At 71.6% G+C, this 23,155-nt stretch carries 21 protein-coding genes and 1 pseudogene; 12 read left to right on the top strand and 10 right to left on the bottom strand.

Features of this window, described 5'->3' with window-relative positions; translation table 11 throughout:
- Nucleotides 1-53 precede the first annotated feature (53 nt).
- The 4 genes from AB0K18_RS08110 to AB0K18_RS08095 all read left to right on the top strand — a co-directional run bounded on the left by AB0K18_RS08110 (nucleotide 54) and on the right by AB0K18_RS08095 (nucleotide 2,772).
- Complete coding sequence (locus AB0K18_RS08110; RefSeq protein ID WP_364911579.1) at nucleotides 54-1,241, top strand: phosphoglycerate kinase; 1,188 nt, start codon at nucleotides 54-56, stop codon at nucleotides 1,239-1,241.
- 3 nt (nucleotides 1,242-1,244) lie between these two features.
- Entirely contained in the window at nucleotides 1,245-2,024 is a 780-nt protein-coding gene (gene tpiA, locus AB0K18_RS08105) for a triose-phosphate isomerase (RefSeq protein ID WP_364911531.1), read from the top strand.
- Between the two features lie 99 nt (nucleotides 2,025-2,123).
- Complete coding sequence (gene secG, locus AB0K18_RS08100; RefSeq protein WP_345386151.1) at nucleotides 2,124-2,354, top strand: preprotein translocase subunit SecG; 231 nt, start codon at nucleotides 2,124-2,126, stop codon at nucleotides 2,352-2,354.
- Between the two features lie 73 nt (nucleotides 2,355-2,427).
- Nucleotides 2,428-2,772, top strand: a complete 345-nt coding sequence (locus tag AB0K18_RS08095; protein WP_355421780.1) for an RNA polymerase-binding protein RbpA — start codon at nucleotides 2,428-2,430, stop codon at nucleotides 2,770-2,772.
- Nucleotides 2,773-2,819: 47 nt separating this feature from the next.
- On the opposite strand, the gene AB0K18_RS08090 is transcribed toward AB0K18_RS08095, so the two are convergent.
- A complete protein-coding gene (locus AB0K18_RS08090) occupies nucleotides 2,820-4,421 on the bottom strand; it encodes an amidohydrolase (RefSeq protein WP_364911528.1) in 1,602 nt (533 codons plus the stop codon).
- A 160-nt stretch (nucleotides 4,422-4,581) separates the two neighbouring features.
- Between AB0K18_RS08090 and AB0K18_RS08085 the strand changes: the two genes are divergently transcribed.
- On the top strand, nucleotides 4,582-5,604 hold the full coding sequence (locus tag AB0K18_RS08085) for a GNAT family N-acetyltransferase (RefSeq protein WP_364911526.1): 1,023 nt from the start codon (nucleotides 4,582-4,584) through the stop codon (nucleotides 5,602-5,604).
- A gap of 54 nt (nucleotides 5,605-5,658) precedes the next feature.
- Nucleotides 5,659-6,873, top strand: coding sequence for an ROK family protein (locus AB0K18_RS08080; protein WP_364911524.1), 1,215 nt, complete (start codon nucleotides 5,659-5,661; stop codon nucleotides 6,871-6,873).
- Nucleotides 6,874-7,072: 199 nt separating this feature from the next.
- Here AB0K18_RS08080 and AB0K18_RS08075 read toward each other — a convergent pair.
- A pseudogene (locus AB0K18_RS08075) lies at nucleotides 7,073-7,489 on the bottom strand (Clp protease N-terminal domain-containing protein); the annotation flags it as partial.
- A gap of 73 nt (nucleotides 7,490-7,562) precedes the next feature.
- Between AB0K18_RS08075 and AB0K18_RS08070 the strand changes: the two are divergent.
- The gene (locus AB0K18_RS08070; protein WP_364911521.1) at nucleotides 7,563-8,345 is read left to right on the top strand and encodes a hypothetical protein; all 783 of its coding nucleotides are present in this window, start codon (nucleotides 7,563-7,565) and stop codon (nucleotides 8,343-8,345) included.
- 64 nt (nucleotides 8,346-8,409) lie between these two features.
- On the opposite strand, the gene AB0K18_RS08065 is transcribed toward AB0K18_RS08070, so the two are convergent.
- Nucleotides 8,410-9,162, bottom strand: coding sequence for a class I SAM-dependent methyltransferase (locus AB0K18_RS08065; protein WP_364911518.1), 753 nt, complete (start codon nucleotides 9,160-9,162; stop codon nucleotides 8,410-8,412).
- Between the two features lie 98 nt (nucleotides 9,163-9,260).
- Between AB0K18_RS08065 and add the strand changes: the two genes are divergently transcribed.
- On the top strand, nucleotides 9,261-10,280 hold the full coding sequence (add, locus tag AB0K18_RS08060; RefSeq protein WP_364911515.1) for an adenosine deaminase: 1,020 nt from the start codon (nucleotides 9,261-9,263) through the stop codon (nucleotides 10,278-10,280).
- A gap of 197 nt (nucleotides 10,281-10,477) precedes the next feature.
- On the opposite strand, the gene pgl is transcribed toward add, so the two are convergent.
- The 6 genes from pgl to tkt are packed head-to-tail and all read right to left on the bottom strand — an operon-like array spanning nucleotide 10,478 to nucleotide 18,617.
- Nucleotides 10,478-11,251: a 6-phosphogluconolactonase gene (gene pgl, locus AB0K18_RS08055; protein ID WP_364911576.1), complete on the bottom strand. Its 774-nt coding sequence runs from the start codon at nucleotides 11,249-11,251 to the stop codon at nucleotides 10,478-10,480.
- A 5-nt stretch (nucleotides 11,252-11,256) separates the two neighbouring features.
- Nucleotides 11,257-12,171: a glucose-6-phosphate dehydrogenase assembly protein OpcA gene (locus tag AB0K18_RS08050; protein WP_364911512.1), complete on the bottom strand. Its 915-nt coding sequence runs from the start codon at nucleotides 12,169-12,171 to the stop codon at nucleotides 11,257-11,259.
- Between the two features lies 1 nt (nucleotide 12,172).
- On the bottom strand, nucleotides 12,173-13,810 hold the full coding sequence (gene zwf / locus AB0K18_RS08045; RefSeq protein ID WP_364911509.1) for a glucose-6-phosphate dehydrogenase: 1,638 nt from the start codon (nucleotides 13,808-13,810) through the stop codon (nucleotides 12,173-12,175).
- A gap of 1 nt (nucleotide 13,811) precedes the next feature.
- Nucleotides 13,812-15,425, bottom strand: a complete 1,614-nt coding sequence (locus AB0K18_RS08040) for a glucose-6-phosphate isomerase (protein WP_364911573.1) — start codon at nucleotides 15,423-15,425, stop codon at nucleotides 13,812-13,814.
- On the bottom strand, nucleotides 15,425-16,516 hold the full coding sequence (tal, locus tag AB0K18_RS08035; protein ID WP_364911506.1) for a transaldolase: 1,092 nt from the start codon (nucleotides 16,514-16,516) through the stop codon (nucleotides 15,425-15,427). Before tal ends, AB0K18_RS08040 begins: the two co-directional genes overlap by 1 nt.
- A gap of 7 nt (nucleotides 16,517-16,523) precedes the next feature.
- Nucleotides 16,524-18,617: a transketolase gene (gene tkt / locus AB0K18_RS08030; RefSeq protein ID WP_364911503.1), complete on the bottom strand. Its 2,094-nt coding sequence runs from the start codon at nucleotides 18,615-18,617 to the stop codon at nucleotides 16,524-16,526.
- A 308-nt stretch (nucleotides 18,618-18,925) separates the two neighbouring features.
- Here tkt and AB0K18_RS08025 point away from each other — a divergent pair, with 308 nt between their 5' ends.
- The 4 genes from AB0K18_RS08025 to AB0K18_RS08010 are packed head-to-tail and all read left to right on the top strand — an operon-like array spanning nucleotide 18,926 to nucleotide 22,440.
- Nucleotides 18,926-19,870 carry a heme o synthase gene (locus tag AB0K18_RS08025; protein ID WP_364911500.1) on the top strand — a complete coding sequence of 315 codons (945 nt, stop codon included), beginning with the start codon at nucleotides 18,926-18,928 and terminating at the stop codon, nucleotides 19,868-19,870.
- A gap of 53 nt (nucleotides 19,871-19,923) precedes the next feature.
- A complete protein-coding gene (locus tag AB0K18_RS08020) occupies nucleotides 19,924-20,307 on the top strand; it encodes a metalloregulator ArsR/SmtB family transcription factor (protein ID WP_345386133.1) in 384 nt (127 codons plus the stop codon).
- Complete coding sequence (locus tag AB0K18_RS08015) at nucleotides 20,304-21,263, top strand: cation diffusion facilitator family transporter (RefSeq protein ID WP_364911497.1); 960 nt, start codon at nucleotides 20,304-20,306, stop codon at nucleotides 21,261-21,263. Before AB0K18_RS08020 ends, AB0K18_RS08015 begins: the two co-directional genes overlap by 4 nt.
- The gene (locus AB0K18_RS08010) at nucleotides 21,250-22,440 is read left to right on the top strand and encodes a PrsW family intramembrane metalloprotease (RefSeq protein WP_364911494.1); all 1,191 of its coding nucleotides are present in this window, start codon (nucleotides 21,250-21,252) and stop codon (nucleotides 22,438-22,440) included. Before AB0K18_RS08015 ends, AB0K18_RS08010 begins: the two co-directional genes overlap by 14 nt.
- On the opposite strand, the gene AB0K18_RS08005 is transcribed toward AB0K18_RS08010, so the two are convergent.
- Entirely contained in the window at nucleotides 22,416-23,153 is a 738-nt protein-coding gene (locus AB0K18_RS08005) for an ElyC/SanA/YdcF family protein (protein ID WP_364911491.1), read from the bottom strand. The genes AB0K18_RS08010 and AB0K18_RS08005 overlap by 25 nt on opposite strands.
- Nucleotides 23,154-23,155: the final 2 nt, after the last annotated feature.

The following is a 23,155-nucleotide window of genomic DNA, read 5'->3' as shown; positions in this document are numbered from 1 at the left end:
CGTACACACCGGGGCGCGCCGTCCGCGTGCCCCGCAGGAACGGGAGCATGAGCATGCGCACGCTCGACGATCTCGACGTGAAGGGGCGGCGCGTGCTCGTGCGCGCCGACCTCAACGTCCCCCTCGACGGGGAGACGATCACCGACGACGGCCGCATCCGCGCGTCGGTCCCGACGATCAAGGCCCTGCTGGAGCGGGGCGCCAAGGTCGTCGTCTGCGCCCACCTGGGCAGGCCCAAGGGCAAGGCCGAGCCGAAATACTCGCTGCGGCCCGTCGCGGCCCGCCTGGGCGAGCTGCTCGGCCAGGACGTCGCCTTCGCCACCGACGTGGTCGGCGACAGCGCCGCGAGCACGGTGGAGGCGCTCCAGGACGGCCAGGTGGCCCTGCTGGAGAACCTCCGCTACGAGCCGGGCGAGGAGTCCAAGGACGACGCCGAGCGCGGCGCGTTCGCGGAGAGGCTGGCCGGCCTCGCCGAGCTCTACGTCGGCGACGGCTTCGGCGCCGTGCACCGCAAGCACGCCAGCGTCTACGACGTCCCCAGGCTGCTGCCGCACGCGGCGGGCGGGCTGGTCGAGGCCGAGGTCGGGGTGCTGCGTAGGCTCACCGAGGACACCGAGCGCCCCTACGTGGTCGTGCTCGGCGGCGCCAAGGTCTCCGACAAGCTGGGCGTCATCGCCAACCTGCTGACCAAGGTCGACAGGCTGCTCGTCGGCGGCGGCATGGCGTACACGTTCCTCAAGGCCCAGGGCCACGAGGTCGGCAACTCGCTGCTGCAGGAGGACCAGCTCGACCAGGTACGCGGCTTCCTCGACGAGGCCGGGCGGCGCGGCGTCGAGCTGGTGCTGCCCGTCGACGTGCTCGCGGCGGTCACCTACGCGCCCGACGCCGAGCACGACGTGGTCGAGGCCACCGCGATCCCGGCCGACCGCGAGGGGCTCGACATCGGGCCGAAGACGCGCGAGCTGTTCGCGACCAAGGTCGCCGACGCCAGGACCGTGTTCTGGAACGGGCCGATGGGCGTGTTCGAGTTCGACGCGTTCTCCGGCGGCACCAAGGCCGTGGCCGAGGCGCTCATCCGCGCCGACGCGTTCACCGTGGTGGGCGGCGGCGACTCCGCGGCCGCCGTACGCAGGCTCGGCCTGCCCGAGGACGGCTTCTCGCACATCTCCACGGGTGGCGGGGCCAGCCTCGAATACCTCGAGGGCAAGACCCTCCCCGGACTCGCGGCCCTGGAGGACTGAGAGTTGCAGCGCAAGCCGCTCATCGCCGGCAACTGGAAGATGAACCTCAACCACCTCGAGGCCATCGCGCTGGTCCAGAAGCTGGCCTTCGCGCTCAACGACAAGGACTTCGACAAGGTCGAGGTCGCCGTCCTGCCGCCTTACACCGACCTGCGCAGCGTCCAGACCCTGGTCGACGGCGACAAGCTCAGGATCGTGTACGGCGCCCAGGACCTGTCCAGGCACGACGGTGGCGCCTACACCGGTGAGGTGTCGGGCGTCATGCTGGCCAAGCTCGGCTGCACCTACGTGACGATCGGCCACTCCGAGCGCCGCCAATACCACGGTGAGGACGACGACCTCGTCAACGCCAAGGTGCAGGCGGCCTACCGCCACTCGCTGACGCCCATCCTGTGCGTGGGCGAGGGCCTGGAGGTGCGTCAAGAGGGCCGCCACATCGCGTACAGTCTCGGCCAACTCGACGGCGCGCTGCGCAAAATCGACGCCGAGCAGGCAAAATCGATAGTGGTGGCCTACGAGCCGGTGTGGGCGATCGGCACCGGCGAGGTGGCCACCCCTGAGGACGCGCAGGAGGTCTGCGGAGCGTTGCGAGTGAGACTCGCTGAGCTCTACGACACCGAAGTGGCCTCGGGGATCCGTATCCTTTACGGTGGCTCGGTCAAGTCAGGGAACATCGCGGGGATCATGGCTCAGCCGGATGTCGACGGCGCGCTCGTGGGCGGTGCCAGCATCGACGCCGGGGAGTTCGCGAAGATCTGCCGATTCTCTGATATACCCGGCTAACTCGGCCGTTCTGGGGGTGCGACTTGACATCAGGTCGTACCCTCAAGAGGCAAGTTTGAATCGTCACGCGTAACAGAGCATCGAAGGAACAGGCATACCGTGGAACTCGGAATCTCCATCGCCCTCATCCTGGCGAGCCTTCTCATGATCCTGCTCGTCCTGCTCCACAAGGGCAAGGGTGGTGGCCTGTCTGACATGTTCGGCGGCGGTTTCTCGTCGAACTTCGGTGGTTCCTCGGTGGTGGAGCGCAACCTCGACCGGCTGACCGTCATCACGGGCGTGGTCTGGTTCGTCTGCATCATCGCTCTGGGCCTGCTTCTGCGGTCCTGAGCACATAGTTAACGCGTGACAGTGATTCTCCCCCCGTGTCCGCACACGGGGCGATCGAGCGAGGAGTTCATCCGTGGGTAGTGGCAACGCGATCCGTGGCAGCCGAGTCGGCGCCGGCCCGATGGGGGAGGCCGAGCGCGGCGAGGCGGCTCCGAGAGTGCGGGTCTCGTTCTGGTGCGCCAACATGCACGAGACGCGCCCCAGTTTCGCCAGCGACGCGGCGGTCCCCGAGCTGTGGGACTGCCCCCGTTGTGGCCTCCCAGCCGGCCAGGACGAGGAGGCCCCGCCTGCCCCGCCGAAGAACGAGCCGTACAAGACGCACCTGGCCTACGTGAAGGAGCGCAGGAGCGACAAGGACGGCAAGGCGATCCTCGAGGAGGCACTGGAGCGCCTGCGCAGCAGCAAGTCCCCCTGGTAGCGGCGGTAGAAGGGGCCCCGGCGACGCCGGGGCCCCTTCGGCTTGTCTCAGGCGCTTTCGTGCACGATCTCGCCGTCCACGAACGTCATCCGCACCCGCGTCGTCCAGATGTCGCCGGGCGGCAGCTCGAACGGGTCGCGGTCGAGCACCACCAGGTCGGCGGGACGGCCCGGCTCGATGCGCCCCGCCGGTGAGCGGTTGATCCACGCCGAGCCCTCGGTGTACGCCCGCATCGCCGTCGCCAGGCCGATGCGCTGGCCGGGCAGGAACGGCTTCTGCGCCGTCGGGTAGCCGGCGTGCACCGAGCCGCCCGGTTCCGTACGGTTGACCGCCACGTGCATGCCCTGCAGCGGGTCGGCGCTGGAGACCGGCCAGTCGCTGCCCGCGCACAGCCGGGTGCCGTGGGCCACCAGGTCGGCGAACGGATATTGCCACGACGAGCGTGGCTCGCCCAGGTAGGGCAGGGTCAGCTCGTCCATCTGCGCGTGGTGGGTGGCCCACAGCGGCTGCAGGTTGGCCGTGACGCCGAGCGCGGCGAAGCGCGGCACGTCGGACGGCTCGATGATCTGCAGGTGGGCGATGTGGTGGCGGTTGGCCGGGTCGGTGCCCTCCAGGCTGTCGAGCGCCTCGCGCACCGCGCGCTCGCCGATGGCGTGGAAGTGCACCTGGAAGCCGCGCCTGTCCAGCTCGGCGACGTACTCCTTGAGCTTGACGGGGTCCACGTACGACAGGCCCGTGCCCCCGCACAGGCAGTACGGCTCCAGCGTGGCGGCGGTGAAGTTCTCCGTGATGCCGTCCTGCATGATCTTGACCGAGCCGGCGCTGAACCGCTCAAGGCCCGCCGCCGACGCGCGCCTCGCCTCCAGGTCCTCGACCTGGTCCGATCCCCGGGTGCGGTCCCACCACAGGGCGCCCGTCACGCGGGCCCGCAGGCGCCCTGAGCGGGCCGCGGACAGGTAGGTGGGCAGGGGGTCGTCGGAGCCCGCGTACGAGCCCACGATGGCGTCCTGCCAGCCGGTGACGCCCAGCGAGAACAGGTACCGCTCGGCGTCCGCCAGCGCGTCCTGAAGGTCCTGGGCGGCCGGGCGGGGGGTGAGCAGGCCGACGAGGTCCATCGCGCCCTCGTGCAGGACGCCCGTCGGCACGCCGCTCGCATCGCGCTCGATACGGCCGTCGGCGGGGTCGGGGGTGTCGCGGGTGATGCCGGCGCGTTCGAGTGCCCGGGTGTTGACCCAGGCGGCGTGGTGGTCGCGCTGGATCAGATAGGCGGGGCGGTCGAGAAAGTCGATCTCGTTCCGGTGGGGAAGACCGCCGGGGAATGCCGACATGTCCCATCCGCCGCCATCGATCCACTCTTTATCCCGATTTTTCGCGGCATAGTCCGCGATCTTTTCTTTGTACGCCTCAAGGCCGAAAACTTCGGACAAGTCGCACTTTGCGCGTTCGAGGCCCGCCTGAATCGGATGCATGTGCGCGTCCGTGAAACCCGGCACCAGCAGACCGCCGCCGAGATCCACCGTCTCGTGCGGCTCGCGCGCCAGCTCCCCCTCCGGTCCCACGGCGGCGATCACGCCGCCCCGCACCAGCACGGCCGCGGCCACGACACCTTCGGGGGTGAGGACCCGGCCGCCGCGGAAGAGGATGTCCATCGCGTGTGTCCTTTCTCGCAGTCGCTCCATTTTGCCGTGCCCGCCCGCCTCCAGGCTCCTGGGGTGACATAGGGCGATAGAGCGGACATCTGGCGATGAATCACGCGATGTAAACACGTCGGTAGCGGCCGCGTAACAGCCGCGCGGCAGGCTCTGACGCATGGGATTCCTGCGCATCCGCACCACGGTGGACGAGCGGCCCGGCCGGCTGGCCTCGCTGGCCTCGGCCCTGGCCGACAGGGGCGGCAACATCCTGGGCCTGAGCGTACAGTCCGACACCGAAGGCACCGTCGACGAGTTCGTCGCCGAGATCCCGGCCACGCCCGAGACCGTGCGCGAGGCCCTGGAGGCGGCCGGCGGCCGCCGCGTCCAGGTGGTGCCGGCCACCGCCCACGAGCTGACCGACGAGCCCACCAGGGCGCTGCTGCTGGCCTCCAGACTGCGCACGATGCCGTGGCGGCTGCCCGAGCTGCTGGCCGAGCTGCTGCGCGCGGACGACGCCAGGTGGATCTATGGTGAGGCCGTGAGTGATCTTCCCGACCCGACCCAGCTCCTCGTGCCGGTCGCGCCCAAGCGGGCGGTCCGGCTGCGCCGCGCGGAGCTGCCTTTCACCCTGACAGAGGCGGCCAGGGCGGCCGCCTTCGCCAGGCTCGCCCAGCCCGCCACCGAGCAGCCCGCCGCCGAGCGCGCGATCAAGCTCGCCGACGGCGTGGAGGTGACCGTGCGGCCGCTCACCTCGATCTACCGCGAGGCCGTACGCGACCTGCACGACCGCTGCTCGCCCGAATCGCGCAGGTTCCGCTACTTCACCGCGATGCCGACGCTGCCGCCGCGCATGTTCGACCGGCTGTGCGACAGGAACAAGGGCCACTCGCTGGTCGCCGGGCACGACGGGCAGGTCGTGGGCATGGCCAACCTGCTGTTCACCCCCGACCCCGGCATCGCGGAGATGGCCTTCCTGGTCGAGGACCGCTGGCAGGGGCGCGGTCTCGGCACGGCGATGGCGCGGATGCTCGTCCGCACGGCCCGCGACCTGGGCTACGCCGAGGTCAAGGCGTCCATGCTGTCCGACAACGCACGGATGCGCCGGCTGCTCGTCTCGCTGGGCGCCACGCTCGGCTACACCGACGACCCCGGCGTGGTCGAGGCGCGGCTGCCGGTGGGCGCGGTGGTGCCGGCCTGAGACCGGGGGTCGCCTCGCTGGGCTCGTACGGGGACACGTTCTAAGCTGGCGAGGGTGACGGCGACGGCGGCGGGCGCGCGGACGCAGGAGCAGTTGCGGCAGCGGAACTTGAGCGAGGTGCTGCGGCGCGTGCACAAAGAGGGCGCCGTGTCGCGGGCCGCGCTGGGCCGCCGCATGGGACTCAACCGCAGCACGATCATGGACCTGACGGCCGAGCTGGCCGCGGCCGGGCTCGTCCGCGAGGGGGTGCCCGGCAGCCGGGGGCGTGCGGGGCGGCCGTCCATCGTGGTCGTGCCCGAGCAGGAGCGGCTGTACGGGCTCGCGTTCGACGTCGCCGTGGACCGGCTGCTCGCGGCGCGGGTGGGGCTCGGCGGGCGGGTGCTCGACCGGCGCGAGGCCGTGCGCGCGCGGGCCGGGGTCGATCTGGCGGACGTCGTCGGCGTCCTCGCCGCCTTCGGGCGCGAACTGGTCGCCGAGGCCGCTCCCGGGTCGATGTGCGTGGGGGTCGGGGCGTCGTACTGCGGGCTGATCAGGCGGGCCGACGGCACCGTGCGGTACGGGCCGCATCTCGGCTGGGTGGACCAGGCGTTCGGCGCCGAGCTGGCCGCCGGGCTCGGGCTCGGCCTGCCGGTCGAGGTGGGCAATGAGGCGCACCTGGGCGCGGTCGCCGAGCACGTACGAGGGGCGGGCCGCGACGTCGACAACCTCATCTACCTGCACGGCGACGTCGGCGTCGGCGGTGGCATCATCGTCGGCGGCAAGCTGCTCGACGGCGACGGAGGCTACGGCTGCGAGCTCGGCCACATGCTGGTCAACCCCTTCGACGGGCGGCCCTGCCTGTGCGGGTCGCGCGGCTGCCTGGAGGCGGAGGCGGGGGAGGAGGCGCTGCTCGGGTACGCGGGACGCACCGGCGAGCTCGTCGGCCGCGAGGGCATCAGGACCGTCGTCGCCCTCGCCGCCACCGGCGACGCCCGCGCCCGCCACGCGCTCGACCGCGTCGGCGACTGGCTCGGCGTCGGCATCGTCAACCTCATCAACCTGTTCAACCCGGCGCTCGTGGTCTTCGGCGGCATGCTGCGCGACGTCTACCCGGGCGCCGCGCCACGGGTGCGCACCCGCGTGGACGCGCACGTGCTGCCGGTCTCGCGCGAACGCGTCCGGCTGGCCGTGACCGCGCTCGGCGACGACACCACGCTCGCCGGGGCGGCCGAGCTCGCCTTCGCCGGCCTCCTGGACAACCCCCTCGACACGGTGGCCGCCCTGCGCTGACCTCCGCGAACCAGCGTCAGCCCGTGCCGGTCTCGTCCTCGCGCGCGTCGTTCGCGGGAGGTTCTTCACGCTGGATGCCCAGGTGGCGTTCGATGCGGTCGAGGCTCTCCTGGATCCTGGTGAGGCGGTCGATCAGCGAGGGGTCGTTGGAGAAGAGCATCTCGCCGGAGCGCTCCTTGGAGCCGCGGCCGACGCGGTTGAGCACGCGCTGGCGTACGTCCGTCAGGTCCGCGCCCGCGTCGGCGAGCGCCTGGGCGGCCGGGCCCTCGCCCTCCCTGATCAGGCCGAGCAGGATGTGCTCGGTGCCGATGTAGTTGTGGCGCAGCTGCAGGGCCTCGCGCAGCGACAGCTCCAGGACCTTCTTGGCGCGCGGCGTGAACGGGATGTGCCCGCCGGGCGGCTTGTCGCCGTGGCCCACCTCCCGCTCCACGAAGGCGCGTACGCGCTCCAGCTGCACGCCGCACCCGTCGAGCACGAGGGAGGCGAGCCCTTCGCGCTCGTGGATGAGGCCGAGCAATATGTGCTCCGTGCCGATGTAGTTGTGGTTCATCATCCGCGCCTCCTCCTGGGCGAGGACGACGACCCTGCGCGCACGGTCGGTGAAGCGTTCGAACACCGGGGGCCTCCGTTCGGCTGGGGCTGCCTCCACTATGCGCTAGAAAACCGGCCGTGAGGGGTATTTGTCCTGTGTGGATCTCGACGAGGTGGCGGATCGCCTGTACGGGGTGCCGCCGCCGGAGTTCACCGCCGCCCGCGCGGAGGCGGCCCGCGCGGCCAAGGAGGCGGGCGACGGCGGGCTCGCCAAGGAGATCGCGAAGCTGCGCAAGCCCACGGTGTCGGCCTGGGCGGTGAACCGGCTCTCCCGCGAGCATCCCGCCGAGCTGGACGAGCTGCTGGAGGTGGGGGAGCGGCTGCGCGCGGCCTGGCAGGAGCAGGACGCGGACGAGCTGGCCGAGCTGACCCGGCTCAGGGGCGAGGTGAGCGCCAAGGTGGGCCGCCTGGCCAGGCAGGCCGGTGACCTGTCGGCCGCCGCCGCCACCGAGGTGGACCAGACGCTGGACGCGGCGCTCGTGGACGAGGAGGCGGCCGCCGAGGTGCGGCGCGGGCGTCTGGCCAAGCCCCTGCAGTACAGCGGCTTCGCCCCCGCGCCCGTCACCCGGCCCCGGCCGTCGCGCGCCAAGAAGAAGGGCGCCGCTGACGGGGGCGACGGGGGCGACGAGGCCGCCGAGGCGCGCAGGCGCGAGGAGGAGGCCGCCAGGAAGGCCAAGGAGCGCGAGGAGGCCGAGGCGGCGCACCGGGAGTGGCTGGCGACGCTGGAGAGCGCTCAGCGGGAGTACGACGAGCGGGCGGAGAAGGTGGAGCGCCTGGAGAAGAAGCTCGCCAAGGCCCGCAGAAAGCTGGACGACGCCAGGCAGCGCCTGGAGGTTACGAAGCGGGAGGAACGCCACGCCCGGCAACGGCTGGAACGGTGAACCGGCGCGGGCCGGGGGCGGGCCGCGATGGTGAGCCGGGCGGACGCGCAGGGGTGGCGCGGGGTCAGTTGGGGCGGTGGGCGGTGGCGAGGTAGGCGCAGACGGGGAAGCCGTCCTGTTCGTACGGAGCCGCGAGCCTCAGGTAGTGGGCTCTGACGCGTTCCACGACCTCGGGCGGGCGGTCGGCGATCGTGCCGAAGCGGGCACCGCCCGCCGCCACCACGTCGGTCCACCACGACGCGAGATCGACCTGGTGCCGCCAGCGGACGCACTCCACGGCCGGTTCGCCGAAGCCCGCCTCGGTCAGCAGGGCCGTGAAGCGGGATGGGGTGTCGTGGGCGGAGAACGGCCTGACCGGCGGATCGTACGGGATGCCCGCCTGGGCGATGGCGTCGGCGAAGACGTTGGTGGCGGTCATCTCGTCGCCCTTCCACCAGGTCAGCGCGAGCGTGCCGCCGGGACGCAGCAGCCGGTGCAGCTCGGCGAGCGCCGCCCGGGTGTCGGGGACGTGGTTGATGACGAAGTTGCCGGCGATCGCGTCGAAGCGCCCGTCCTCGAACGGCAGGTCGGGCAGGGCGGCGAGCCGCACGGTCGCGTACGGGTGCCGCCGGGCGGCCAGTTCCAGCATGGCGGCGTCGGCGTCGACGGCGGTGACCTCGGCGCCCAGCGCCAGCGCGGCGGCCGTCACCACGCCGGTGCCGCAGCCCACGTCGAGCAGGCGCGGCGCGCGGCCAGGGCAGGACTTGGCGAGGAGGGGACCGACGGTGTGGCAGCTGAGGTGGGCGAAGCCGCGATCGTACGCTTCGGCGTTGGTCACCGCCTCAGCCTAACCCAGCCGGGTAAACTGACAATGTCGTGTGAGATTCAGCGGAGAAGCCTGTTCTCCGAGGGAATGCGCGTCCTAAGGTCGTCCGCATGACCATCGACGCCTTCATCGACGCCCTGCCCAAGGTCGAGCTGCACGTCCACCTCATCGGCTCCGCCTCGGTGCCGACCGTCCTGGAGCTCGCCAGGCGCCACCCCGGCAGCGGCGTGCCCACGAACGAGGAGGAGCTGCGCCGCTTCTACACCTTCACCGACTTCCCGCACTTCGCCCGCGTGTACGGCGCCGTCAACGCCCTCGTACGCGAGCCGGAGGACATCGAGACCCTCGTGCTCGGCCTGGCCCGCGACCTCGCCTCCCAGGGCGGCCGGTACGCGGAGCTGCAGGTCACCCCGTACGCCCACAGTGTGGTCGGGCTCCCCATGCGCGCCGTCACCGAGGCCCTCGACGTGGCCGCCCGCCGCTCGCTCACCGAGCACGGCGTCGAGATGGCGTACATCTTCGACATCCCCGGCGAGTACGGCGAGGAGGCCGCCAAGGTGACGCTGGAGCACGCCCTGCAAGAACCTCCCGCCGCATTGGTAGGTTTCGGCATCGGCGGGATCGAGCAGGAACGCCCGAAGTACCGCGACGCCTACCGTGCCGCGTTCACCGCCGCGCGGGCGGCCGGGCTGCACAGCGTCCCGCACGGCGGGGAGATGAGCGGGCCCGAGACGATCTGGGAGGTCGTCGAGCACTACGGCGCCGAGCGCATCGGCCACGGCATCAACTGCCTGGACGACCCCCGGCTGGTGGCCCACCTGCGGGAGACCGGGATCCCGCTCGACGTGTGCCCGACCTCGAACCTGTGCACCGGCCAGATCGGCCGCATCGAGGACCACCCGCTGCCCCGCCTGCTGGCCGAGGGCCTGTTCGTGACGCTGAACAGCGACGACCCGCCCATGTTCGCGACCACGCTGGCCGACGAGTACCGGGTCGCCGCCCGGGTCTTCGGGCTCGGCCGGCAGGACCTGGCCGAGCTGGCGCGCAACGGGGTGCGGGCGTCGTACCTGGCGCAGGAGCGCAAGCAGGCGCTCCTCGCCGAGATCGACGCCCTCACCGCGACCGCCTGACGCGACGGCCCCGGCAACACCGACAACCCGGACCTGGCAGCACCGACAGCCCGGGCCTGGCAGCACCGACAGCCCGGGCCTGGCAGCACCGACAGGCCGGGCCCGGTCTCACGAGGAGACCGGGCCCGGGATGACGTGCCGCCCCGCCAGAGCTCTGGGCCCGCCAGGAGACGGGGCCGGAGCGCCCTCTGACGAGGTCAGGGGGAGGCGTGGCGGCCGAGGCCGGGCGGGATCTTGGCCGCCGCGGTCCGGTCGAGCAGGAACAACGTCCGCCCGCGCCCCCGCGCCCCCGCCGCCGGCACCTGGACGGGGCCGGAGTCGGACAGCGCCATGCGTACCGCGCCCGACTTCTCCTCACCGGCCGCGACCACCCACACCTCGCGCGAGGCCTGGATGGCGGGCAAGGTCAGCGAGATGCGGGTCGGCGGCGGCTTGGGCGAGCCGTGCACGGCCACCACGGGACGCGTGTCGTACAGGGCGGGCATGCCGGGGAACAGCGACGCCACGTGGGAGTCGGGCCCCATGCCGAGCAGCATCACGTCGAAGGCCGGCACCGGGCCGTGGTCCTCGGGCCGCGCCGCCTTGCGCAGCTCGGCGGCGTACGCCTCGGCGGACTCCTCGGCCGACATGCCGGAGTCGGGGCCGCGCATGACGTGCACCCGCTCCGGATCGACGTCGACGTGGTCGAGCAGCGCCTGGCGGGCGCCGGTCTCGTTGCGCTCCTTGTCGCCGTCGGGCACGAAGCGTTCGTCGCCCCACCAGACGTCGAGGCGCCGCCAGTCGACGGCGTCCCTGGCGGGCGTGGCCGCGATGGCGGCCAGCGTGGCGATGCCGACCGTGCCGCCCGTCAGCACGATCGACGCCGAGCCCTTGGCCGACTGCACGTCGACCAGCCGTGTGATGATGCGCGCCGCCACGGCCTTGGCCAGGACGTCGGCGTCGCGGTGCACGACGATGCTGGGCACGCTCACTTTGCTCATCCCTTGAACGTCCTCGCGAACCGCTTCACCGCGGCCTCGTAGATCTCGTCGCTGTCGAGCCTGCGCAGCTCCTCCGCCATCAGCTCCGACGTCTGCCGCCTGGCCAGCGCCACGTTCCTGTCGGGCTGGCCGGGGCGGGAGAGCGTGGCCAGCCGGGCGTCGGTGCGCACGACGGACAGCTCACCCTCGGCGAGCTGCAGGCGTACGGCGGTCAGGCCGGGACCCGCCGACTCGGTCACCTTGACCGAGCAGCCCAGCCGCTCCGACAGCCACGCCGCGAGCAGGGGCGCGCTCGGGTGGCCCGCCGACGCCTCGACGACGCCCTTGCGCACCTTGCCCACCGGCTGGTCGAACGCGGCGGCCAGCAGGCTGCGCCACGGCGTCAGCCGGGCCCAGGCCAGGTCGGTGTCGCCGCGGGCGTAACCCTTGGCGCGGATGACCAGCGACTTGACGCCGCCGTCGTCGAAGCCCTTGGCGTCGGTGATGCGCCGCTGCGCGAGCGCCCCGATGGCGTCCTTGGACGGCGCGTCGGGCGCCGCGCCCGGCCACCAGGCCACGACCGGCGTGTCGGGCAGCAGCAGCGGGCTGACGACGGAGTCGGCGTGCTCGGTCAGCTCGCCGTACAGGCGCAGCACCACGACCTCGCCCGGTGTGTTCTCGCCGATGCGCAGCTCGGCGTCGAGCCTGATCGGCTCGTCCTCCTCGCGCTTGATCACCACGATGATGCGCGACGGGTGCTCGCGGGCCGCCTCGGTGGCGGCGCGCAGCGCGTCGTACTGGTGGCGCTCCTCGCTCACCACGACGAGCGTGAGCACCATGCCGATGGCCGGCGCGCCCATCTGGTGCCGCAGGTGCGTGAACTGGGCGGCGATCTTGCCTGCCGTGGTGTCGGTCAGCATGAAGGTCGTCATGTCAGAGCCTCCTCCACACGCGGCCGTCGCGGGCCATCATCGCATCGGCCGACTCGGGGCCCCACGACCCCGACTCGTACGCCTCCGGCTGGCCCTGCGTGGCCCAGAACTCCTCGATCGGGTCGAGGATCTTCCACGACAGCTCCACCTCCCGCTGGTGCGGGAACAACGGTGGATCGCCGATCATCACGTCGAGCAGCAGGCGCTCGTACGCCTCCGGCGACGACTCCAGGAACGACTCGCCGTAGGCGAAGTCCATGGACACGTCGCGCACCTCCATCGCCGTGCCCGGCACCTTCGAGCCGAAGCGCACGGTGATGCCCTCGTCCGGCTGCACGCGCACGACCAGCGCGTTCTGGCCGAGGATCTCGGTGTCGTCGGCGCTGAAGGGCAGGTGCGGCGCTCGCTGGAACACCACGGCCACCTCGGTCACCCGGCGCCCCAGCCGCTTGCCGGTGCGCAGGTAGAACGGCACCCCGGCCCAGCGCCTGTTGGCGATCTCCAGCTTGATCGCGGCGTACGTCTCGGTCGTGGACTCCGGCGAGATGCCCTCCTCCTGGAGGTAGCCGACGACCTTCTCGCCGCCCTGCCAGCCGGCGGCGTACTGGCCGCGCGCGGTGTTGAGCCCCAGGTTGGCCGGCAGCCGCACGGCCTTGAGCACCTTCTCCTTCTCCCGGCGCAGCGAGGCCGCCTCGAACGAGGTCGGGTCCTCCATCGCGACCAGCGCGAGCAGCTGGAGCAGGTGGTTCTGGATCACGTCGCGGGCGGCGCCGATGCCGTCGTAGTAGCCGGCCCGGCCGCCGATGCCGATGTCCTCGGCCATCGTGATCTGCACGTGGTCGACGAAGCTGCGGTTCCAGATGGGCTCGTAGAGGTTGTTGGCGAACCTCAGCGCCATGATGTTCTGGACGGTCTCCTTGCCCAGGTAGTGGTCGATCCTGAAGATCGAGCTCTCCGGGAAGGCCGAGGTGGTGATCTCGTTCAGCTCGTGGGCCGACTGCAGGTCGTGGCCGAACGGCTTCTCGATCACCACGCGCCGCCACGAGCCCTCGGGGGCGTCGGACAGGCGGGTGCGCTTGAGCTGCTCCACCACCACGGGGAAGAATTTCGGCGGCACCGACAGGTAGAAAGCGTAGTTTCCGCCCGTGCCCCGGGTCTCGTCGATCTCGGCCAACGCCATGGCGAGCGCGTCGAAGGCGCCGTCGTCGGAGAACTCGCCGGGCACGAAGTGGATGCCCTCGCGCAGCTGCTTCCAGACCTCCTCGCGGAACGGCGTCCGCGCATGCGCCTTGACGGCCTCGTACGTCAACTGGGCGAAATCCTGGTCCTTCCAATCGCGCCGGGCGAAGCCGACCAGCGAGAAGCCGGGCGGCAGCAGCCCCCGGTTGCCCAGGTCGTAAATGGCCGGCAACAGCTTGCGCTTGGCCAGGTCACCCGTCACGCCGAACAACACCATCACGCACGGCCCTGCCACCCTGGGCAGCCGCTTGTCGCGCGGGTCGCGCAGCGGGTTGGCCGCCGCCACCGCCTCGGTCGTGGCGGTGCCGGCGACGGCCGACGCCACGGCGAGCGCCTCTTCCGCGGGAGCCGCGGCGACGGGCTCCTTCGCGGATGCCGCGGGGTCTGCGCGGTCAGTCATCTCAAGCCTCCTGTGCGGCTGCGAGCAAACGCGCGACTCCCGCCGCGCGGTCGGTCAGATGCAGGCGTACGGCGGGACGCCCGCGGGTCTCCAGGGCCCCCAGGTCGCCCAGCGCCTGCGCGAGCTGGAGCCGGCCCAGCGTGTAGGGCCGGCCGGGAACGGCGACGTCTTCGTCCACTGCCCCTGTGATCTGCAGAAACACGCCGTTCTGTGGCCCGCCCTTGTGGTATTGCCCGGTCGAGTGCAGATAGCGCGGCCCCCACCCGAACGTCACCGGCCGGTCGGTGCGCAGCGCGAGCAGGGTGCGCAGGGTCAGCGGGTCGGCCATCATCCAGGCGTCGGTCATCTGCTCGAAGTCGGCGCCGTCGGGCACCGGGGCGTCGAAGGCGGCCAGCCGGTCGAGGTAGGCGGTGACCGCGAGGTAGCCGTCGCCCGGGATCGCGTGCAGCAGCTCGGCGAACAGGCCGGGCAGGTCCTTCGCCGTCGCCGCGCCGTACGCCTCGACCGGGCCGTCCACGAACGACGGCGCGCCGGTCGGCAGGTCGGGCAGGGCCAGCAGCGCGTCGGCGCCCGCGGCCGACTCGGCCACGTTGGGCTCGTCGAACGGGTTGACGCCCAGCACCGAGCAGGCGAGGGCGGTCGCGTACTCCCAGACCAGGAACTGCGCGCCCAGCGGCCCGTCCACCCGCACGTCGCCGACGTCGGAGTCGATGGCGACGACCAGTTCGTCGCGGGTGCCGTTGGGGTCGGCGTTCACCACCGGCAGGATCCCCCTGCCCTGCTTGCCGGTGGACTCCGCGACCAGCTCCTCGATCCAGTCGGGCAGGCCGTTGATGGCCGTCAGCTGGTCTTCGAGCACCAGCTTGTCGCGGCCGGCCAGCGCCGCGCCGGCGAGCGCGGCGCCCAGCTCGAGGCCGGGGTTGCCGGTGTCGCGCGACAGCAGTGGCGACACCTCGTCGGCGTCGTCCAGCAGCCGCTCCACGTCGGCACCCGCCAGCGCGGCGGGCACCAGCCCGAACGCCGACAGCGCCGAGTAGCGGCCGCCCACGCTGTAGGCGGCGGGCACGAGCTGGTAGCCGGCCGACACGGCCCGCCGTTCGAGCGGCGAGCCGGGAGCGGTGACGATCACGATGTGGCCGGCCGGGTCGAGCCCCGCGTCGGCGAACCGCTGCTCGTAGACGCGCAGCAGGCTGTCGGTCTCGACCGTCGAGCCGCTGCGCCCCGCCACCACCACGACCGTGGCGGAAAGGCCCTCGGCCAGGGCCCTGCGGACCTGGCCGGGGTCGGTCGTGTCGAGCACGGTGAGCGGCACGTCGGCGGTGTCGCAGATGACCTGCGCCGCCAGCGACGAGCCGCCCATGCCGGCCAGCACCACGTTCGTCAGGCCCGCGGCGCGGGCCCGGCCCGCGAGCTCGCCCAGCACGGGCAGCAGCTCGCGGGAGTGGCGGGGCAGCGACAGCCAGCCGAGCCGGGCCGCCGCCTCCGCCTCGGCGTCCTCACCCCACAACGTGGGGTCGCCGCCGGCGAGCCGCGCGGGCACGCCGTCGGCGACGAGGCGCCCCGCGACGGAGGAGGCGGCGGATGCCACCCCCTCCTCGCGGTAGGAGACCTCCATCACGGAACCAGGTTCTTGGTGACGCTCTCGAGCAGCTCGTTCCAGGACGCCTCGAACTTCTCCACGCCCTCGTCCTCCAGCACCTTCACGACGTCGTCGTAGTCGATGCCGGCGTCCTTGAGCGCGGCCATGGTGTTCCAGGCCTGCTCGTAGAACGGGCGCACGGTGTCGCCCGAGATGGCGGCGTGGTCGGCCGTGGCGTCGAGCGTCTTCTCCGGCATCGTGTTGACGGTGCCGGGCGCGACGAGCTGGTCGACGTAGAGGGTGTCGGAGTAGTCGGGGTTCTTGACGCCGGTCGAGGCCCACAGCGGCCGCTGCGGCCGCGCGCCCGCCTCGCGCAGGCGCTGCCAGCGCTCGGAGTTCATCACGTCCTCGAACGCCGCGTACGCCAGGCGCGCGTTGGCCACGCCCGCCTTGCCCTTCAGCTCCGGCTTGCCCACCTTGTCGAGCCGCTTGTCGATCTCGGTGTCGACGCGGCTGACGAAGAACGAGGCCACCGACTCGATCGTGGCCAGGTTGAGCCCCTTGGCCTGCGCGGCCTCCAGGCCGGCGAGCCAGGCGTCCATGACCGCGCGGTAACGCTCGAGGGAGAAGATCAGCGTGACGTTGACGCTGATGCCCTCCGACAGCGCCTGCGTGATCGCGGGCAGGCCCTCCACCGTGGCCGGGATCTTGATCATCAGGTTGGGCCGGTCGACCAGCCACCACAGCGCCCTGGCCTCGGCGATCGTCTTCTCGGAGTCGCGCGCCAGGCGCGGGTCGACCTCCAGCGAGACGCGGCCGTCCACGCCGCCGCTGGAGTCGTAGACCGGGCGCAGCACATCGGCGGCCCAGCGGATGTCGTAGGTGGTGATGGCGCGCACGGCCTCGCCGACGTCGACGCCGCGGACCGCGAGGTCGTGCATCTGGGCGTCGTAGGCGTCGCCCTTGCTGAGCGCGTTGGCGAAGATCGTCGGGTTGGACGTCACCCCGACGACGTTCTTGGCGCGGATCAGCTCTTCGAGGTTGCCGGTGCGCAGCCGCTCACGGCTGATGTCGTCGAGCCAGATGGCCACGCCCTGGCCGGACAGCTTGTTGAGGATCTCGCTCATCTCTTCTTCAGTTTCCCGTCGTCTCGCCCTTGTCCTGACCCAGCTTGGCCAGGCTCGCCCTCGCCGCGGCCGCCACGCGCTCCGCCGTCAGCCCGAACTGCTCGTACAGAGTCTTGTACGGGGCCGAAGCACCGAAGTGTTCGAGGCTGACCACCTCGCCGCACTCGCCGACGTACTCGTGCCAGCCGAGCGCGATGCCCGCCTCGACCGCGACCCGAGCCCGGATCGACGAGGGCAGAACCGTCTGCCTATATGCGGAATCCTGCCCCTTGAACCATTCGACACACGGCATCGAGACCACCCGCGTCGGGATGCCCTGCGACTCCAGGAGTTCGCGGCCCTCGACCGCGAGCTGCACCTCGCTGCCCGTGGCGATGAGGATGACCTTCGGCTGGCCGTCTGACGCCTCGCGCAGCACGTAGCCGCCGCGGGCCACGCCGTCGGCGCTGGTGCCCTCGTAGACCGGGAGGTTCTGGCGGGTCAGCGCCAGCGCCGCGGGCCGGTCGGTGTGCTCCAGAACGGCCTTCCAGGCGTAGGCCGTCTCGTTGGCGTCGGCGGGCCGCACCACGTCGAGGCCGGGGATCGCGCGCAGCGCCCACAGGTGCTCGATCGGCTGGTGGGTGGGGCCGTCCTCGCCGAGGCCGATGGAGTCGTGCGTCCACACGTAGGTGACCGGCAGCTTCATCAGCGCGGCCAGGCGCACCGACGGCCGCATGTAGTCGGAGAAGACCAGGAACGTGCCGCCGTAGGGGCGGGTGCCGCCGTGCAGCGCGATGCCGTTGAGTATGGCGCCCATGGCGTGCTCGCGGATGCCGAAGTGCAGCGTGCGGCCGTAGCGGTTACCGGGGAACTCCTTGGTCTGGTATTCCTCCGGGATGAAGGACGGCTCGCCCTTCATCGTGGTGTTGTTGGACTCGGCCAGGTCGGCCGAGCCGCCCCACAGCTCGGGCAGCACTGGCGCGAGCGCGTTGAGCACCTCGCCGGAGGCCTTGCGGGTGGCGATCGAGGCGCCCTTGTCGAACGACGGCAGCGCGGTGGCCCAGCCGGCCGGCAGCTCGCGGTGCGAGATGCGGTCGAGCTCGGCGGCCCGCTCGGGGTTGGCCAGGCGCCACTCGCTGTAGTGCTTCTCCCAGTCGGCGTGCTCGGCGCGGCCACGCCCGGCGATGCCGCGGGCGTGCTCCAGCACCTCGGCCGGCACGTCGAAGCTCTTGCTCGGGTCCATGCCGAGCACTTCCTTGGTGGCGGCGACCTCGGCCTCGCCCAGGGCGGAGCCGTGGATCTTGCCGGTGTTCTGCTTGTTGGGCGCGGGCCAGCCGATGATCGTGCGCAGCCGGATGAACGACGGGCGGTCGGTCTCGGCCTTGGCCGCCTGGAGCGCCTCGTAGAGCGCCTGGACGTCCTCGACGTAGTCGCCGGTCGCGGTCCAGTCGACGCTCTCGGTGTGCCAGCCGTAGGCCTCGTAGCGGGCCACGACGTCCTCGGACTTGGCGATCTGGGTGTCGTCCTCGATGGAGATGTGGTTGTCGTCGTAGACGACCACGAGGTTGCCCAGCTTCTGGTGGCCGGCGATCGCGCTGGCCTCGTGGCTGATGCCCTCCTCGATGTCGCCGTCGCTGACGAAGCACCAGATGTGGTGGTCGAACGGCGAGGCGCCGGGCGCGGCGTCGGGGTCGAACAGGCCGCGCTCGCGGCGGGCCGCCATCGCCATGCCGACCGCGTTGCCGAGGCCCTGGCCGAGCGGGCCCGTCGTGGTCTCGACGCCCGCGGTGTGGCCGTGCTCGGGGTGGCCGGGGGTCAGGCTGTCCCACTGGCGCAGCCGCCTCAGGTCGTCCAGCGTGAGCCCGTAGCCCGACAGGTAGAGCTGGATGTAGAGCGTCAGGCTGGTGTGGCCGCACGACAGCACGAAGCGGTCACGCCCGAGCCACGAAGGATCGGTCGGGTCATGCCGCATGACGTGCTGGAACAACAGGTAGGCGGCGGGGGCCAGGCTCATGGCGGTGCCGGGGTGACCCGAGCCCGCCTTCTCCACTGCGTCCATCGCCAGTGCCCGGACGACGTCGACCGCCTTTTTGTCGAGGTCGGTCCATTCAAGGGCTGGCACGAGTTCGGTGCTCAAGTGCTCGATCTCCGGAATCTAGTTGTCATTGGTTGTGGCTTGTCCCGCCCGCGGCCCGCACGATCGGCCGCGAGATCGCGTGGCCCGCGCCTATACGGGACACTAACCGAGGCGGCGGGACGATCGATTCCCATTCCACCCTCGCGTGTCCATGTACGGCTCAAGCCCCCCATTGGCCGGACCGGCTCACCCTGCGACTACAGTTTGGTTGTTCGCAGGGGCGTTCCGGCGCCCGCCCATGGATCCGCTCTAATCAGAGGTTACGCGTTGACTTCCGACAGGCTGGAAGCGCCTTGACGGTGCTGACCAACAGGCAGGCGACGGCCCCCTCTCCGCAGGTGGAGGCGCCGCGCTCGATCGGCATGACCGTCAAGGCCTACATCGCTCTCACCAAGCCGCGGATCATCGAGCTGCTGCTGATCACGACGCTGCCCGTGATGTTCCTCGCAGCGGGCGGCCTGCCGCCGCTGTGGACGTCGATCTCGGTCATGGTGTTCGGCACCCTATCGGCGGGCAGCGCCAACGCGCTCAACTGCTACGTGGATCGCGACATCGACCAGAAGATGCGGCGCACCCGCAGGCGGCCGCTGGCCAGGCACCAGGTGTCGCCGCGCAACGCGCTGATCTTCGGCATCGCGCTGGGCGTGGCGTCCACGCTGGGGCTGTGGCTGACCACCAACTGGCTGGCCGCGCTGCTGTCGCTCGGCGCGATCCTGTTCTACGTGCTGGTCTACTCGATGATCCTCAAGCGCCGCACGGCCCAGAACATCGTGTGGGGCGGCATCGCGGGCTGCATGCCGGTGATGATCGGCTGGGCCGGCATCACCGAGCGGCTCGACTGGGCGCCGCTGGTGCTGTTCGGGGTGGTGTTCTTCTGGACGCCGCCGCACACCTGGACGCTGGCCATGCGCTACAAGGAGGACTACGCGGCGGCGAAGGTGCCGATGCTGCCGGTGGTGGCCACCGAGCGGCGGGTGGTGCTGGAGTCCATCGCCTACACCTGGGCGACGGTGCTGTGCTCGCTGGCGCTGTGGCCGGTGGCGGGCACCACGTTGTTCTACCCGGTGGTGGCGGCCGTGCTGGGCGCGATGTGCCTGTGGGAGGTGCACCGCCTGCTGGCCAGGCTCAACGCCGGCAAGACGGGCGTGCAGCTGCGGCCGATGCGCTTCTTCCACTGGTCGAACGCCTACCTGGCGCTGCTGTTCCTCGCCGTGGCGATCGACCCCCTCCTGTCCTGACTTTTCCGGCCCGGCCATTGCGCCGGGCTTTTTCACGTCCGTATCATGCACATATGAACACCTCTTCAGATGTTGTCACCAGCCTGGACGGATGCGCCGTGCCGGAGGCCGACGCCGCCAGGGTCGCGGCCACCCGCGACCGGCTCGTGACGCCTGAGGAGGCCACCCGGCTGGCCGAGCTGTTCCGCCTGCTCGGCGACCCCACCAGGGCCAGGCTGCTGTACGCGCTGCTGGAGGCGGGCGAGCTGTGCGTGTGCGACCTGGCGGACGCCGTCGAGGTGACCGACACCGCCGTCTCCCACGCGCTGCGCCTGCTGCGCACGGCCGGGATCGTGGCCAGCCGCAGGGCCGGCAGGACGATCTACTACCGGCTGGCCGACGCCCACGTCCGCATGCTGCTCGACCTGAGCCGGGAGCATCTGAAGGAGACGGGATGAGCGGGGGTCACGGTCACGGTCACGGGCACGCGCTGAGCCCTGAGACTGACAAACGGTACCTCTGGGGCGCGCTCGCGCTCATCCTCACCTTCATGGTGGCCGAGGTGGCCGCCGGCGTGGTCGCCAACTCGATCGCGCTGATCTCCGACGCCGCCCACATGCTGACCGACGCGAGCGCGATCGCGCTGGCGCTGATCGCCATGCGCATCGCCGCCCGCCCGCCCAAGGGCGCCTACACCTTCGGCTACAAGCGGGCCGAGATCCTCTCGGCGCAGATCAACGGCGTGACGCTGCTGCTGCTCGTGGCGTACTTCGTCTACGAGGGCGTGCACCGCATCCTGGAGCCGCCCGACGTGCACGGCCCGATCGTGCTGGTCACCGCGGTGGCCGGGATCGCGGTCAACGCGGGCGCCGCCCTGCTGCTGTCGAAGGCGAACCGGCGCAGCCTGAACGTCGAGGGCGCCTTCCAGCACGTGCTCAACGACATGTACGCCTTCGTCGCCACCGCCGTCTCCGGCCTCGTGGTCTGGCTGACCGGCTTCCGCCAGGCCGACGCCATCGCCGCGCTCGTGGTGGCGGCGCTCATGCTCAAGGCAGGCTGGGGGCTGCTGCGCGACTCCGGCCGCGTGCTGCTCCAGGCCGCGCCCAGCGACCTCGACCCCGACGAGATCGGCCGCCTGCTCGCCGCGGACGCCGACGTGGAGGAGGTGCACGACCTGCATGTCTGGACGGTGACGAGTGGCTATCCGACGCTGTCGGCCCACGTGATCGTGGCCCGCGGCTCCGACTGCCACCAGGTGCGCACCCGGCTCGCGGACCTGCTGCACGAGCGGTTCGCGATCGGTCACACGACGCTGCAGGTCGATCACGGTGTGCCGGGACTCGACCGGCACTGCGAGGACCCGCACGGACCCCGGCACTCTGATCCGTTAAAGTCACCCTATGGCGACCCGTGATCCACGCTGGGTGTTGAAGGACCGCCCGTCGTTCGCGTTGATCATCGGGCTGGTCGTCACCGGCATCTGCGCCCTCGTCTCGTTCTCCTTCGACGTGATCAACGGCGCTCCGGTGCAGTTCTTCATCGCCCTCGCACTCGCGCTCGCGCCGGTGCCGCTGCTGCTCGCCGCGGTGCTGGCGCTCGACCGCATGGAGCCCGAGCCGCGCAGCAACCTCATCTTCGCCTTCGCCTGGGGCGCGGGCATCGCGGTGCTCGTCGCCGGCGTGATCAACTCGCTCAACCTGCACTACATCATCGACACCGCCAAGCTGTCGGAGGCGAGCGCCCGCAACATCGCGGCCACGTTCGGCGCCCCGGTCGTGGAGGAGACGATGAAGGGGCTGGTGCTGCTCGGGCTGCTGCGCTTCCGCAGGGCCGAGCTCGACGGGCCCACCGACGGCGTCATCTACGCCAGCATGGTCGGCCTCGGCTTCGCCATGAGCGAGAACGTCAGCTACTACCTCGGCGCCCTGTCCACCTCGGGCGTCAAGGGGCTGGCCGTCACGGTGGTGCTGCGCGGGGTGCTCTCGCCGCTGGCCCACCCGCTGTTCAGCTCCATGATCGGGGTCGCGGTGGCGTACGCGGCGCAGCGCAGCGGGCCTGAGCGCACCACGTACGTGCTGGCCGGCTGGACCGGCGCGATGATCCTCCATGGGCTGTGGAACGGCCTGGCCTCCTACGGCGGGTTCCCCGGGCTCGTGGTGGCCTACTTGGCGCTGCTGGTCGTGCTGGTGGTGCTCATAGGCGTGGTGTTCAGGGACCGGCGGCGCATCGTGGCGCTCATCCAGCGTTACCTGCCGCCGTACGAGCCGACCAAGCTCGTCACCCAGGCCGACATCTACATGCTCTCGGCCTTCTCGCGGCGCCGCCAGGCCCGGCAGTGGGCCCGCGCCCACGGCGGCAAGGCCGGCGTGCGCGCCATGCGCGACTACCAGCTCGCGGCCACCGAGCTGGGGCTGCTGCACGAGCGGGCGGCCCGCCACATGGTCGACGAGCACACCTTCCACGAGGAGCAGCGGGCGCTGCTGGAGTGCATGAGCACGGCCAGGGCCGACTTCCCCATGCCGTCGATGCACGCGCGATCGGCGGCGCGGGGCTCACCCCCGCCCGGCTACGCTCCCGGCGCCCCCACCTGACCGGCCGGCGACTCGGCCAGGATTTGCGTGAGCGAGATCTCGCGCGGCCCCGGGAAGACGGGGTCGGAGCGCAGGATCACGGCGTCGGCGAACGCCTTGCCGGTGGCGAACAGCTCGCGGGCGGCGCCGGCGTAGGTGGTGGCGGCGTAGCGCCCGGCCGAGTCGTCGCCCACGCCGAACGCCTCCAGCCCCGCCGCCCTGCACAACGTCACCGCGCGGGGAAGGTGGAACTCCTGGGTGACCACGGTGACCTGCTCGGCGCCGAAGACGCGGCGGGCCCGCACGCACGAGTCCCACGTGTCGAACCCGGCGTAGTCGAGCACCATCACGGCGTCGGGCACGCCCCTGGCGCGGAGGTAGTCGCGCATCGCGGTCGGCTCGTCGTAGTCCGCGCGGCTGTTGTCGCCCGACAGCAGCAGGGCGCGTACCTTGCCGGTCTGGTAGAGGCCGGCGGCGATGTCGAGCCTGCGGGCCAGCATCGGGCTGGGGTGGACGCCGTCGTACAGGCCGGCGCCCAGCACGAGCGCGGCCTGCGCGGCCGGCACCCGCGCCTGCCAGCCGGCGTCCTGCGCCGTGTCGTCCACCGTGGTCCGATGCCCGTAGCTGCTCAGCCAGGCCCATGTCATGGGGGCCAGGGCCAGCACGCTGGCCAGCACCAGCCCCTGGTACGTGCGGCGGAGCGCCTTACGGGAGAGGCGGACTTTTCCCAGCAAAT

The sequence above is a fragment of the Nonomuraea sp. NPDC049421 genome (assembly GCF_040677005.1).
Lineage (GTDB): Bacteria > Actinomycetota > Actinomycetes > Streptosporangiales > Streptosporangiaceae > Nonomuraea > Nonomuraea salmonea.
The sequence above is the reverse complement of the archived record's forward strand: the minus strand, read 5'-3'. Positions and strand labels throughout refer to the sequence as shown.

Excerpts from the sequence above, each read along its gene's own strand:
- AB0K18_RS08040 (WP_364911573.1), bottom strand. The coding sequence starts at position 15,425 with ATGGAGGTCTCCTACCGCGAGGAGGGGGTGGCATCCGCCGCCTCCTCC.
- zwf (WP_364911509.1), bottom strand. The coding sequence starts at position 13,810 with ATGACTGACCGCGCAGACCCCGCGGCATCCGCGAAGGAGCCCGTCGCC.
- AB0K18_RS08110 (WP_364911579.1), top strand. The coding sequence starts at position 54 with ATGCGCACGCTCGACGATCTCGACGTGAAGGGGCGGCGCGTGCTCGTG.
- add (WP_364911515.1), top strand. The coding sequence starts at position 9,261 with ATGACCATCGACGCCTTCATCGACGCCCTGCCCAAGGTCGAGCTGCAC.
- tal (WP_364911506.1), bottom strand. The coding sequence starts at position 16,516 with ATGAGCGAGATCCTCAACAAGCTGTCCGGCCAGGGCGTGGCCATCTGG.
- AB0K18_RS08010 (WP_364911494.1), top strand. The coding sequence starts at position 21,250 with ATGGCGACCCGTGATCCACGCTGGGTGTTGAAGGACCGCCCGTCGTTC.
- AB0K18_RS08050 (WP_364911512.1), bottom strand. The coding sequence starts at position 12,171 with ATGACGACCTTCATGCTGACCGACACCACGGCAGGCAAGATCGCCGCC.
- AB0K18_RS08090 (WP_364911528.1), bottom strand. The coding sequence starts at position 4,421 with ATGGACATCCTCTTCCGCGGCGGCCGGGTCCTCACCCCCGAAGGTGTC.
- AB0K18_RS08020 (WP_345386133.1), top strand. The coding sequence starts at position 19,924 with ATGAACACCTCTTCAGATGTTGTCACCAGCCTGGACGGATGCGCCGTG.
- AB0K18_RS08015 (WP_364911497.1), top strand. The coding sequence starts at position 20,304 with ATGAGCGGGGGTCACGGTCACGGTCACGGGCACGCGCTGAGCCCTGAG.
- AB0K18_RS08085 (WP_364911526.1), top strand. The coding sequence starts at position 4,582 with ATGGGATTCCTGCGCATCCGCACCACGGTGGACGAGCGGCCCGGCCGG.